13 protein-coding genes are annotated in these 13,025 nt (G+C 70.0%); 10 read left to right on the top strand and 3 right to left on the bottom strand.

Annotated features, from left to right (window positions below):
• Positions 1–36 precede the first annotated feature (36 nt).
• From mreC to lipB, 10 genes are all read left to right on the top strand, one after another.
• On the top strand, positions 37–924 hold the full coding sequence (gene mreC, locus LRG10_RS03395) for a rod shape-determining protein MreC (protein ID WP_201169837.1): 888 nt from the start codon (positions 37–39) through the stop codon (positions 922–924).
• Complete coding sequence (gene mreD / locus LRG10_RS03390) at positions 921–1,412, top strand: rod shape-determining protein MreD (RefSeq protein ID WP_238634710.1); 492 nt, start codon at positions 921–923, stop codon at positions 1,410–1,412. The genes mreC and mreD overlap by 4 nt, the downstream gene beginning before the upstream one ends.
• Before the next feature lie 33 nt (positions 1,413–1,445).
• Entirely contained in the window at positions 1,446–3,371 is a 1,926-nt protein-coding gene (gene mrdA / locus LRG10_RS03385; protein ID WP_238633320.1) for a penicillin-binding protein 2, read from the top strand.
• Entirely contained in the window at positions 3,368–4,498 is a 1,131-nt protein-coding gene (gene rodA / locus LRG10_RS03380; RefSeq protein WP_238633319.1) for a rod shape-determining protein RodA, read from the top strand. Before mrdA ends, rodA begins: the two co-directional genes overlap by 4 nt.
• A 16-nt stretch (positions 4,499–4,514) precedes the next feature.
• Positions 4,515–5,501: a lytic murein transglycosylase B gene (gene mltB, locus LRG10_RS03375; RefSeq protein ID WP_238633318.1), complete on the top strand. Its 987-nt coding sequence runs from the start codon at positions 4,515–4,517 to the stop codon at positions 5,499–5,501.
• Positions 5,498–6,550: a septal ring lytic transglycosylase RlpA family protein gene (locus tag LRG10_RS03370; RefSeq protein WP_238634709.1), complete on the top strand. Its 1,053-nt coding sequence runs from the start codon at positions 5,498–5,500 to the stop codon at positions 6,548–6,550. Before mltB ends, LRG10_RS03370 begins: the two co-directional genes overlap by 4 nt.
• A gap of 74 nt (positions 6,551–6,624) precedes the next feature.
• Entirely contained in the window at positions 6,625–7,803 is a 1,179-nt protein-coding gene (locus LRG10_RS03365) for a D-alanyl-D-alanine carboxypeptidase family protein (RefSeq protein ID WP_201242975.1), read from the top strand.
• 3 nt (positions 7,804–7,806) lie between these two features.
• Positions 7,807–8,673 (top strand): D-amino acid aminotransferase, encoded by an 867-nt coding sequence (locus LRG10_RS03360; RefSeq protein WP_201242973.1) that lies wholly within the window; start codon positions 7,807–7,809, stop codon positions 8,671–8,673.
• Positions 8,670–8,936 (top strand): YbeD family protein, encoded by a 267-nt coding sequence (locus tag LRG10_RS03355; protein ID WP_201169802.1) that lies wholly within the window; start codon positions 8,670–8,672, stop codon positions 8,934–8,936. The genes LRG10_RS03360 and LRG10_RS03355 overlap by 4 nt, the downstream gene beginning before the upstream one ends.
• A gap of 12 nt (positions 8,937–8,948) precedes the next feature.
• Positions 8,949–9,602, top strand: a complete 654-nt coding sequence (gene lipB / locus LRG10_RS03350) for a lipoyl(octanoyl) transferase LipB (RefSeq protein WP_201169804.1) — start codon at positions 8,949–8,951, stop codon at positions 9,600–9,602.
• A 233-nt stretch (positions 9,603–9,835) separates the two neighbouring features.
• On the opposite strand, the gene LRG10_RS03345 is transcribed toward lipB, so the two are convergent.
• From LRG10_RS03345 to murU, 3 genes are read right to left on the bottom strand one after another with little or no spacing between them, the layout of a single operon-like run.
• Positions 9,836–10,864 (bottom strand): M14 family metallopeptidase, encoded by a 1,029-nt coding sequence (locus LRG10_RS03345; protein WP_238634708.1) that lies wholly within the window; start codon positions 10,862–10,864, stop codon positions 9,836–9,838.
• A gap of 26 nt (positions 10,865–10,890) precedes the next feature.
• Entirely contained in the window at positions 10,891–12,321 is a 1,431-nt protein-coding gene (locus tag LRG10_RS03340) for a glutamate-cysteine ligase family protein (protein ID WP_201169810.1), read from the bottom strand.
• A 16-nt stretch (positions 12,322–12,337) separates the two neighbouring features.
• Entirely contained in the window at positions 12,338–13,024 is a 687-nt protein-coding gene (gene murU / locus LRG10_RS03335) for an N-acetylmuramate alpha-1-phosphate uridylyltransferase MurU (protein ID WP_201169813.1), read from the bottom strand.
• Position 13,025: the final 1 nt, after the last annotated feature.

Raw genomic sequence — 13,025 nt, 5'->3', positions numbered from 1 at the left:
GGCTCCGCAAGCTGACGCTGCGAGGCTCGGTGAACCATTAAGCCGTTATTCACACAGGGTCCGTCGGCCACCGTGCGCCTGGTGCTGCTGGCCACGGTCTCGATCCTGCTCATGAGCCTGGACCACCGCGAGCACCTCGTCGAGCCGGTCCGCGAGACCGTCTCCGGGGTGGTGTATCCGCTGCGGTTCGTCGTCGACGCCCCCTTCTCCATCGCGGAACGGGTCTCCGAGCGGCTGGCCACACGCCATCAGATCATGGAGGAAAACCGCCAGCTGCGCGACCGGCACCTGGCGTACCAGGAGCGGCTCCAGCGCATGCAGGCCCTGGAGCGGGAGAACGAGCGCCTGCGCGAGCTGCTCGGCTCCTCGGAACGGCTCGAGACCGAGGTGGCCATCGCCGAGCTGATGCGCGTCGAGCTCGACCCCCACACCCACCTGGTCGAGATCGACCGCGGTGCCAGTCAGGGGGTGTTCGTCGGCCAGCCGGTCCTGGATGCCAACGGGGTCATGGGCCAGGTGGACCGGGTCGGACCCCGCTCGGCCAGCGTGCGGCTGATCTCTGACCCAAGCCACGCCATCCCGGTGGAGAACCATCGCAACGGGCTGCGCACCGTGGCTCTGGGCAGCGGCGACCCGCAGCGACTGGAGCTGGCCAACGTGCCGGGCAACGCCGACATCCGCGAGGGTGATCTGCTCACCGCCTCCGGGCTTGGCGGCGCCTTCCCACGCGGCTACCCGGTCGCCGAGGTCACCTCGGTGGAGGTGGAGGCCGGCGAGCCCTTCGCGCGGGTGACCGCCCGGCCGGCCGCGGAACTCGACCGCAGCCGCAAGCTGCTGCTGGTCTCCGTGGCCGACGACCCGGATACGCCCGGCGCCGAGGACGACGCCGGGGCCGCCGACGACAAGAGCGAGGACGAGTCTTGACGGGTCATCGGCCACGCAATGGGGGCGGGGTGATCCTGCTCAGCTTCATCATGGCCCTGATGCTGACCATCGTACCCATGCCGGGCTGGGCGCAGGAGTTCCGCCCGGAGTGGACGGCGCTGATCCTGCTCTACTGGAGCCTGGCGTTGCCCGAGCGCGTGGGCGTCGGCGTCGGGTGGCTGGCCGGGCTGTTCCAGGACGCCCTGCTCGGGACCCTGCTCGGGCAGCACGCCCTGGCCTTCGCCCTGATCGCCTTCCTGGCGCTGCGGCTGCACCAGCACCTGCGCCTGGTGCCGGTCTGGCAGCAGGCGCTGGTCGTGCTCGGGCTGCTGCTGGTGGCGCAGTTGGTGATCCTCTGGATCAACGGCATCATCGGACGGCCGGCACCGGACTGGCAGGCGTGGGCTGCGATCCTGGTTGGCGCTGCCATCTGGCCGATGGTCTTTCACATCATGAGGGGGGTGCGGCGCCGCTTCCAGGTGCAGTGACACCGGCGGGAACGGCGGGCAATGAGGTAGCTGGTGAGCCTTTCCATTCGCGATCAGCAACAGGACGCCTCCAGGATCCGGCGACGGATCGTGGTGGCCGGCGTGTTGTGCATCCTCGTGGTCGCCGGGCTGATGACCCAGATGGTGCGCCTGCAGGTGGTCGATCACCATCACTACGCCACCCTCTCCCAGGAGAACCGCATCAAGGTCAACGCGATCCCGCCGAGTCGCGGCCAGATCCTCGATCGCAATGGCGCCATCCTTGCGGAAAACCGCCCCTCTTACCAGCTGGTGGCGACCCCGGAGCGCGTCCCGGACATCGACACCATGCTCGACGAGGTCGGCGAGATCATCGAGATCACTGAGGCCCAGCGCGAGCGCTTCCTCAACCGCCTGAACAACTCCCGTCACTTCGAGGCCCTGCCGCTGCGCACCCGACTGGACGAGGAGGAAGTGGCCAAGCTCGCCGTCCACCGCCACCGCTTCCCCGGCCTGGAGGTGGATGCCCGGCTGGTACGCCACTACCCGCAGGGCCAGACCGGGAGTCACGCCGTGGGCTACGTCGGGCGCATCACCGCCCGGGACCTGCGCCGCATCGACCGCACTGCCTACCGCGGGACCAATCACATCGGTAAGAGCGGGATCGAGCACGCCTACGAACAGGTCCTCCACGGTGAGGTGGGCGTCGAGCGTGTGGAGACCAACGCCGCCGGCCGCGTGCTACGCACCCTCGACCGCCACCCGCCGCGATCCGGCGACGACCTCATCCTGACCCTAGACATCGATCTGCAGGACGCCGCAGAGCGCGCCCTGGGCGATCAGCGCGGGGCGGTGGTGGCCCTGGACCCGGACAGCGGCGACATCCTGGCCATGGCCAGCCGTCCGCACTACGACCCCAACAAGTTCGTCCGCGGCATGAGCCGGGAGCGCTTCCAGGAGCTGGAGGACACTGGCTGGCAACCGCTGATCAACCGCCCGATCCGCGGGCTCTATCCGCCGGCCTCCACCATCAAGCCCTTCGTCGGCCTGGCCGCCCTGGAACATGACGTCATCCGCCCGGATACCGAGATCCACTGCGACGGCAGCTATCACGTGGAGGGCCGCGACGAACCCTTCCGCTGCTGGCGGGACTGGGGGCACGGGGATACCGACTTTGTCCGGGCGGTGGCCGAGTCGTGCAACGTCTTCTTCTACGACACCGCCTTCCGCCTCGGGATCGATCGGATGTCCGCGTTCCTCGAGCCGTTCGGCTTCGGCACGCCGACCCGGGTGGACACCTCCGGCGAACGCAGCGGGATCCTCCCCAACCGCGACTGGAAGCGCCGTGCCCTGGGCGGCGGCTGGTACCACGGCGAGACCGTGATTACCGGCATCGGCCTGGGCTACTTCAGCACCACGCCCATGCAGCTGGCCCGGGCCACCGCCATCCTGGCGAACCAGGGACGCATCGTCGAACCGCGCCTGGTCCAGACGATCCGCGATGGCGAAGCGGGACACGAGTCGCGAACCGCCGCTAGCACCCCCCAGGAACGCATCGAGCTGAACGACCCGGAGCACTGGGAGCTCACTACCGAGGCCATGCGAGCCGCCGTCGAGCACCCCCGCGGCACGGCGCGGCTGATCGGCGACGATCTGGACTACAGCCTGGCCGGCAAGACCGGTACCGCGCAGGTCACCGAGAGCCGCGAGGACGACGACGAGGAGGAGATCCCCGAGCATCTGCGCAGTCACGCCCTGTTCATCGGTTTCGCGCCAGCGGAGGATCCGGAGATCGCCGTGGTCGTGGTGGTCGAGAACGCCGAGGGCGGCGGCGGTGCCGCAGCGGCCCCGGTGGCCCGCGCCGTTACCGATGTCTGGCTGACCGAAGATTACGCCTTCCTCGAGGACCTGGAGGCCGGCCGCATCGACGAGAGCGAGGTCGAGGACGAGGAAGAGGCCCCGATGGAGCTGATGCCATGAGCACAAGCGCCCTGCCCGGCAGCCAGGGGGTTGGTGTCCGGCTCTCGTTCCTGCAGTCGCGACTACACCTCGACGGGGTGCTGCTGACCGCGTTGGCCGCTGTCGCCGCCTTCGGCGTGGCAGTCCTATACAGCGCCTTCGGCGAGGACTGGGACCAGACCCGGAACCAGGTCATCCGCGTCTCCTTCGGCTTCCTGGCGCTATTCGCCTGCGCGCAGATTCCGCCGCGCACCCTGCGCCGCTGGGCACCTTGGGTCTTCGGCGTGGGCATGGCGCTGCTGGCCGCGGTGATGGTCATGGGCGTCATCGGTCAGGGGGCGCAGCGCTGGATCGACCTCGGCTTCATGCGCTTCCAGCCGGCCGAGCTGATGAAACTGGCCCTGCCGCTGATGCTCGCCTGGCTGCTGGCCGATCACGACATCCCGCCCCGCCCGCGGCGCGTGATGCTGGCGCTGGTGCTGATCGCCGCGCCGGTCGGGATGATCGCCGTCCAGCCGGACCTGGGCACCGCCGTGCTGGTGGCGGCCTCAGGCTTCTTCATCCTCTTCCTGGCCGGCCTGGGGTGGCGGTGGATCCTGGGCGGCGTCGCCGGAGCCGGCGCCGCGGCACCGCTGCTGTGGTTCTTCGTCATGCACGACTACCAGCGCGCCCGGGTACTGACCTTCCTCAACCCCGAGAACGACCCCCTCGGCGCGGGCTACCACATCATCCAGTCGAAGATCGCCATCGGCTCCGGCGGGCTGTTCGGCAAGGGCTGGCTCAACGGCTCCCAGGCGCACCTGGAGTTCATTCCTGAACGCCACACCGACTTCGTGCTGGCGGTGGTGGCCGAGGAGTTCGGCCTGATGGGCGTGGCGCAGCTGCTCGCCGTCTATCTGATCATCGTCGGCCGCGGCCTCTACATCGCCGCCCGCGCTCAGGACAACTTCAGCCGTCTGCTCGCCGGCAGCATCTCGCTGACGTTCTTTATCTACGTCCTGGTCAACGCCGGGATGGTCTCGGGGCTGCTGCCTGTGGTCGGTCTGCCGTTGCCGCTGGTCAGCTACGGCGGCTCGTCACTGGTGACCATCATGGCGGCTTTCGGTATTCTCATGGCCATTCACACCCACCGTCGTCTCTGGTCGTGAGGGCCTGCAGCCGGTCATGAACCAACGCCTCCGTCACGCCACCGTGGCACTGCTGTGCGCCAGTGCGCTGCTCGGCACTGCCACCGCCACCACCACCGAGCGCGAGCGTTTCGCCGATCAAGTGGCCGAGCGCCACGACCTGGACGCCGAGCACCTGCGCGCGGTGCTCGCCGCCGCCGAGCACGATGAGCGGGTGCTCGAGCGCATCGCCGCCCCGGCCGAAGGACTCCCCTGGCACGAGTACCGCGGGATCTTCCTCACCGAAGAGCGCATTGCTGCCGGCCGCGACTACGGATCCGAGCACCGCCGAATGCTTGCCGAGGTCAGCGACGAGCACGGCGTGCCCGAGCCGGTGATCCTGGCCATCCTCGGCGTGGAGAGCTACTACGGCCAACGCCGCGGCGACCACCGGGTCCTCGACGCCCTGAGCACGCTGGGCTTCTCCGACCACCCGCGTGCCGGCTTCTTCCGGGACGAGCTGGAGGCCTACCTACTGCTCAGCCACGAGAACGAGTGGGACCCCACGGAGCCCACCGGCTCCTACGCCGGCGCCCTGGGTAAGGCGCAGTTCATCCCGTCGAGCTACCGCGCCTACGCCGTGGATCAGGACGGCGACGGGCGCCGCGACCTGATCGACAACCCGGCGGATGCCGCCGGCAGCGCCGCCCACTACCTGGCCCGGCACGGCTGGGAGCCCGGCGCGCCGGTAGCCCGCCGGGTGGAGGCCGAGGGCGCAGACTGGCAGCAGGCGCTGGCCGACACCAACCGCCCCGTGCCCGCCCGAAAGACCGTCGCCGAGCTGGAGGCGCTGGGGGTCGAGGTGCCGGAGTCGCTCGACGGCGACACCCCGGCGGCGCTCATCGAACTCGAGGGCGAAAGCGGCCCGCAGCTGTGGCTGACGCTGCAGAACTTCTACGTCCTGACCCGTTACAACCACAGCGCCCTCTACGCCATGGCCGTCTACCAGCTGGCCGAGGCCATTGCCGGGGGGCAACCCGAGTGAGGCCGCTTGCCACGGTGCTGCTCACTACGGCCAGCGGCGTAGCACTGATCGCCGGCTGCGCCGCCCCGGAGCGCGACCTGCCACCGCCCCGTCCGGATGAGGACCCGGCCGAACGGGTTGCCACCGACGGGCCCTCGGATCGCGACCCCGAGGAACTCGCCCGCCTGCCCGACGCCGTACCGCAGGACGTGCCGCCGAGCCGCTACGGCAATCCCGACCAGTACGAGGTCTTCGGCGAGACCTACCACACCATGAGCCGGGAAGAGGCCGAGGGCTTCACCCAGCGCGGGCGCGCCTCCTGGTACGGGACCAAGTTCCACGGCCGGCGCACCTCCAGCGGCACCCCCTACGACATGTACGCCATGACCGCCGCCCACCGCGAGCTTCCGCTGCCCACTTGGGTGGAGGTCACCAACCTGGAAAACGACCGCCGGGCGGTGGTCAAGGTCAACGACCGGGGCCCCTTCGTCGACCCCGACGAGCGCATCCTGGATCTGTCTTATGCCGCCGCGGTGCGCCTGGACGTGGCCGATCAAGGCACGGCCCCGGTGAAGATCCGCGTGGTGACCCCGGACGATCCGCCGCGGGACAAGGCCGACAACACGGATGCCGAGGTCGGCGATGCGCCGGCGGTGGAGACCTTCGGCGTCGACGATGAACGCGAGCCCGATCCCATCGAGGAGCTGATCACTGCACGGGAGGAGCGCGAGGACGAAAACGACTCCGGCAACACGCCCGCCTCCGCCGGCATCCCGGCAACGGTCCAGGTGCGCACCGCCGACCGCCTGCTGGACGAGGCCGGGGCGATCCAGCCGATCGCCATCCATCTGCAGACCGGCGTGTTCGGCCAGCGCGAGAACGCCGAGCGAATGCGGACCCGGATTCGCGAACTGGACCCGGAAGCCGAAGTGGCCGTCGAGGAGATCGATGGGGCCGAGGGGCCGCTGCACCGCGTTCGCCTGGGGCCGCTGGAGAACCTCGCCGACGTGGACCGCCTAGAACGGACCCTGGAGGAGGCGGGGATCGATCACTACCGCATCACCCCGTAACCCCCCCGCCCCCACCCGCAAACGCGTTACAATGAGAGCTCGTTGTGCCATCCGTCGAGACCGCCGCCATTCCGATGATGAGACGAACCCTCCTACGACTGCTCGTCCCCGCCCTGCTGACCGCCGGGCTCCTTCCCATTGCCACCGCCGACGACCGCTGGGGTACGCCCATCGTCGAATCGGTCCCCACGCCATCGCCGCCGAGCATCGGCGCACCGAGCCACCTGCTCGTCGACATGCACAGCGGCTACATCCTCGCCCACCGCGACCCCGAGGAGAGCTGGGAGCCGGCCAGTCTGGCCAAGATCATGACCGCCTACGTGGTCTTCGAGGAGCTCGCTGACGGGCACATCGGACTCGAGGACAAGGTTACCGTCAGCGAGAACGCCTGGCGCTCCAGCGGATCGCGGATGTTCCTGGAGGTCGGCAACGAAGTCACCGTGGCCGAGCTGCTGCAGGGGCTGATCGTGCAATCCGGCAACGACGCCGCCGTGGCGCTGGCCGAGCACGTAGCCGGGGACGAGGACACCTTCGCCCAGGTCATGAACCAGTACGCCAGCCGCCTGGGCATGGAGAACACCCGTTACACCAACGCCACGGGCATGCCCCATGAGCAGATGCGCACCACGGCCAGGGACACGGCGCGCCTGGCCCGGGCCATGATCGACGACTTCCCCGAGTTCTACGACTGGTACTCGCAGCGCTCCTTCGAGTACGCGGGGATCAACCAGCACAACCGCAACCGCCTGCTCTGGCGCGACGAGACCGTCGACGGGCTGAAGACCGGCTACACCAGCTCCGCCGGCTACAACCTGGTCACCTCCGCCGAGCGCGGGGGCATGCGCCTGATCTCCGTGGTCCTCGGTACCGAAAGCGAGGATGCGCGGGCCCAGCAGAGCCTGCAGCTACTCAACTACGGCTTCCGCTTCTTCGAGACCCACCGCCTCTACAGCGCCGGCGAGCAGCTGACCGAGGCGCGCGCCTGGATGGGCGAGGTCGACTCCGTGGCCCTGGGCATCCCGGACGATCTCTACGTGACCATCCCCCGCCAAGAGTACGACAACCTCACCGCCTCGGTAAGCGTCGACGGCCAGATCCGCGCCCCGGTGGCGGCTGGCACGGAGATTGGCACGCTGAAGATCGAGCTTGCCGGCAGCGTGATCCACGAGGAGCCGCTGATCGCCATGGAGGACGTCGAAGAGGGGGGCCTCTGGCGCCGCATGATCGACCAGGTCTGGCTGCAGTTCGAGTAGCCGATGGGCAATCCGGCGACCTGCTACCTCAACGGCGAGCTGATGGCGCTCGCCTCGGCGCGGATCTCGCCCCTGGATCGCGGCTTTCTTTTCGGCGACGGGGTCTACGAGGTGATCCCCTGCTACGGTGGCGTGCCCTTCCGGCTCGATGCGCACCTGCGGCGGCTGGCCAACTCACTGGCGGCCATCGACTTGGCCGATCCGCTCTCCCCAAGGGGCTGGACGGAGGTCTTCGAGCAGGTCTGCCGGGCTAACGGCGGCGGCGATCAGTCGCTCTACCTCCAGGTCACCCGGGGCTGCCCCGAGCGGCGCACCCACGAGTTCCCCGGGCGCAGCGAGCCGACCGTCTTTGTCATGAGCTCACCGCTGCCGGCGGCCGGTGCCTTTGCCGACGGGCTGCACGCCACCCTGCGCGAGGACCTGCGCTGGGCCCGCTGCGACATCAAGGCGGTAGCCCTACTGCCCAATGTGCTGCTGCGCCAGGAGGCCATCGCCGCCGGCGCCGACGAGGCCATCCTGCACCGCGATGGACAGATCACCGAGGGTGCGGCGAGCACGGTCTTCCTCGTCCGCGACGGCGAGCTGGCGACACCGGCGCTTCACCCCGGCCTGCTCCCCGGGATCACGCGGGAAGTAATCCTCGAGCTGGCCGAGCAGCACGGGCTACCCTTTCGGTGTCGCCCGATCGGCCTGGACGAACTGCGGTCGGCGGACGAAGTCTGGCTGTCGAGCGCCACCAAGGAGGTCGCCCCGGTGCTGCGCATCGACGGAGACCCGGTGGGCAACGGCAGCCCCGGGCCGGTGTTCGCGGCCATGCGGGGCTGGTTCACCCGACTGCGTGAGGCAACCGCCCGCGGGAGGCAGCCATGAGCGAATTCAACGCCGACAATACGCCCCTGGAGTTCCCCTGCCGGATCGGGGTCAAGGCCATGGGACACGCGGGCGCCGACCTGGCCACGCGCGTCGAGCGCATCGCCGCCGGCCACGCTACGATCCTCGAGGTGCGCACCACCGGCAGCCGCACCGGCCGCTATGTGTCGGTAACGGTGACCATCGAGGCCCACAGCCGCGACCAGCTCGAGGGGCTCTACCGCGAGCTCAATGCCGATGACGCCATCATGGTGACCCTCTAGGAGGCCGCCCTTTTGCCCTGCGCCCTCGAACACATCCATACCCGCTACCTGGGTGAGCAGCCTTACGAGGCCACCTGGTCCGCCATGCGCACCTTCACCGACGAGCGCAGCGCCGCGACGGCCGATGAGCTCTGGCTGCTCCAGCACCCGCCGGTCTACACCCTGGGCCAGGCGGGCCGCGCGGAGCACATCCTCGATGCCGGCGAGACGCCGGTGGTGCGCACCGACCGCGGCGGCCAGGTCACCTGGCACGGTCCGGGGCAACTGGTTGCCTACCCCCTACTCGACCTGCGGCGCTGGAACCTGGGGGTACGCACCCTGGTCCACGCCCTGGAGCAGGCGGTCATCTCGCTGCTCGCCGCCTACGGGGTCCCCTCAGGCCGCCGTGAGGACGCCCCGGGGGTCTACGTGGAGGGGGCCAAGGTAGCCGCGCTGGGGATCCGGGTCCGCCGGGGCTGCAGCTATCACGGGCTGTCGCTGAACGTCAGCAACGACCTAAACCCCTTCCAGCGCATCAACCCCTGCGGCCATGCCGGTCTGCCCACGACGCGGCTGCGTGACCTGGGCATCACCACGTCGCTGGACCGGCTCGAGGTGGAACTGGGCATCTATCTGCTGCAGGCCATCGACGCCGCCTCCCGCGAACCCCGCCAAGAGCCCGCCTGAGGATACAGCGGCGCGCCCCCCTGGGGCGGGCGCTAACGAGCGCACCCCTGCGGGGTACCCTGCGCTGCTCCCCCGCTCGGGGCCGCTCGCTTAACTCGCGGCGCTGTCGCGCCGCTCGGACAAAACCTCGCTGATCAGCGCGAACCTTCCCCGGTTCGCGCTGATCCCCCGAGCGGGGTGCGCTGCTCGGTGCGCTCAATGCGCCCGCCCCAGGGGGGCGCGCCGCTGCACCCTCAGGCGGGCTCAGCCGCCGGCGGTGTGCCCAGGCGGACCGGCTCCATCAGGTAGCAGAGTACATCCTGACGGATGGCCGTCGTATTGCAGGCGAGCATGGCCGGCATCGCCGGACGGCGCAGGCGGATCGTCTCACCATCGCGCTGGAAAAACTCCGCCGCCGCCTCGCGCCCGTCATTGTCCTCCACCGTGAAGAACGCCCGGGACTCCGGCGACACCCGAGCGAACACGGTCCCCTCGGGCAGATCACGGAAATTGCACCGCTCCAGATCGTCCATCAGCTGTAGATCCGCCCCGCGCGCCTCGCCGAAACCGAAGCTGCACTGCTCCGGAATCCGAACCGCAGCCACCGTGTGATAGACCGAGATATCCGCGGGCGCCCCCTGGGGCAGGCGGGAGAGGTGTAGCGCGCTGGAGATCAGTTCGGCGGCGTGATCCGCCGCCCCGGGGCTGCCCGGCTGCCCGCACTCCACGGTGACCGCCGGCGCCAGCCGGGCCATGGCCAGCGACTGTACCCCTTGAGGCCGCGTGAAGTAGACCACCGTGCGCGAGAACAGCGCAGCGAGCTGAAGATACGGCCCCTCGAGGCGATTAACGCAGCCGTAGTGCGGGTTCAGCCCGGTGTTGTTGTGCACATCGATGCTGGCGAAACAGCCCCGCGAGCGTACGCGGGCCACCACCTCGGCGGCGAGGTGCTGTTCCGGGCTGTCGGGCAGGCTCGTCCCCGGCCACACCCGATTGTAGTCGGGCTGTTCGGGCAGACGGCGGACGCCGTGCCGGGCTGCACGCACATTGCCGATGAACAGCAGCAGGGTCCGCGGCAGCGGACGGCCCTGGAAATCGGCCAGGACCTGCCGCACCGCCTCCCAGCCGGTGGTCTCGTTGCCGTGGAGCAGGACGGTGACGAAAAGCGGCGGTTCACGGCGCCCGGGCACCTCGATCAGGCTCGGCCCGCCGAGGCGCTCCTCCAACTCGGCGGGCCCTGCGCGGAGCAGTCCTTCCGGCAGTCCCTGGTAGGTCTTCAGCATGGGCCGATCGCCCTCCTGTCTGGTTTCTAAAGCGGCCAGCGATGAACCGGTTCACCGTCGGCAGCTCGATCCAGGTAGGCCCGCGTCAGGGCCTGGTTGTCGTCGCCGTGGCGCTCCATCCAGGCGAGCTGCCAATCGGCGCCGGTGCGCCCGCTGGCCACCCGCTCCTCCACCACGCGCAGGTGCGCGGTGGCCTCGGCCTCGGCCACGCCGGCCCGTACCAGCCCGCGGCGGGCCTTGGGCAGCAAGCGCTCGGCGACCAGGTCGCCCAGCCGGCCGAACCAGCCGTCCAGCCACTCCACCTCGGCGTCCAGGCCGTAACGGGCGGCAGCATAGAAGTTCTGCTCAGCGATGTGGAACGGCAGCTCCTCCACCAGCCCTGGGCGGGATTCGGCCAGCTCGGCCACCGCACCGTAGAAAAAGGCGGCGTTGGCCAGCACGTCGGCCAGGGTCGGGCCGGCGGCCATCACCCGATGCTCAAGACGCAGCTGGCACCGGCCGTCGACCACGTCCACCAGCGGCCGGTTCCAGCGCCAGATGGTGCCGTTGTGCAGGCGCAGATGGGCCAGCGCTTCCACCGGGGTGTCCTGGAGCACCGGCAGCAGCACGGGGTGGTGCTGCCGATTCTCGACAAAGAAGCCATAGAGGGCGTCGCGTGCATAGCCACTGCCGAACCCCACCCGCGCCAGGGTACCGGCGCCGCGCGGCTCCAGGCGAGTGCACGCCACAGCCTGCTCGAACAGCGGGATGCGGCTCTCCTGCCAGAGGCGGCGCCCGAAGAGCAGCGGCGAATTGGCGGCCACCGCCACCGATGCCGCCGACAGCGCCACCGCCGCATTGAAGAACGCCGCGATGCGCTGCGGCGGCACCTGCAGGTGCAGCTGCAGCGAGGTGGTGGCCGCCTCCAGCATGACGTCGTGACGCTCGGTGCGGAAGCGCTCCGCCCCCTCGATATCGAGAGTCAGCGGCTGGCGCCCGCGCAGCGCCAGCACCTGCTCGTTCAGCGCGGCGTAGCGCGGCGACGGGGTCATGTTGCTCAGGCACAGGTCCGCTTCCCGCACCGAAGGCAGGATACCCACTAGGGCGACCCGGCAGCCGGCCTCCGACGCCGCCTGCTGCGCTCGCGCCCAGCGCCCGGTCAGCTCCGCCTGCAGGGCCTGCAGCGAGGAGCCGGCCAGCGCATGCACGTCCGTGTTGATCTCCAGGTTGAAGCGCGCGAGCTCATTCTCGACGCGCTCATCCTCGACCCGGCTTAGCACCCGATCGCTGACCGGCGCCGGGCGCCCCTGCGCATCCACCAGCCACGCCTCGAGCTCGAGACCGATGCTCGGCGCCCCCTGCGCGACCCGTCCGGCCCGCAGCCACTCGCCCAGCAGCCGGGTCTCGTCCCGGAGCCTCTGGCGAAAGACCGAGAAGTCGTCGCTCCCGAAGCGTGCCCGACCGATCTCCTGTCCCACGTCCGTCGCTCCCTCGCTACTCCGGCGCCGGACCGGCCTCCGCCAGCACCTGGCGGCGCAGCTGCTCGAGCCGTTCCGGCGTGCCGATATCGGACCAGATCCCGGGCCAGTAGGTCCCGGTGAGTTCCCCGCGCTGCGCAGCACTGCGCAGCAACGGCGCCAGCGGGAAACACCCGCGCCGGCACCCGCGCCAGAGGCGGGGGTGGAAGGCGCCGATCCCGGCAAAGGTCAGCCGCTGTCCGCTCCCGGTGGTCACCCGTCCCTGACCGTCGAGGGCGAAATCGCCGTCGGGGTTATGGGCCGGGTTGTCCACCAGCACCAAGTGCGCAGCGACCGAGAGCGAGCGGGGCAGGCGCTGCAGCGGGTAGTCGCTCCAGACGTCGCCGTTGACGACCCAGAACGGGCTGTCGCCGAGTAGAGGCAGCGCCTGGCGGATGCCGCCGCCGGTGTCCAAGGCGCCTTCCGGCTCGCGGCTGTAGTGCACGCGCACCCCCCAGGCGCGCCCATCGCCGACCGCCGTCTCGATCTGCTCACCCAGCCAGGCGGTATTGATCACCACCGTCTCGACCCCGGCCGCGCTCAGGCGCTGCAGCTGCCAGCCAATCAGCGGCATCCCCGCAACCTCCAGCAGCGGCTTCGGGGTGGTGTCGGTCAGCGGGCGCATCCGCTCGCCGCGCCCGGCGGCCAGGATCATGGCACGCATC

The sequence above is a fragment of the Halorhodospira sp. 9628 genome (assembly GCF_022228075.1).
Taxonomy (GTDB): domain Bacteria; phylum Pseudomonadota; class Gammaproteobacteria; order Nitrococcales; family Halorhodospiraceae; genus Halorhodospira; species Halorhodospira halophila_A.
Note: the sequence above shows the minus strand (reverse complement) of the source record. Positions and strands in the feature narration are given on the sequence as shown.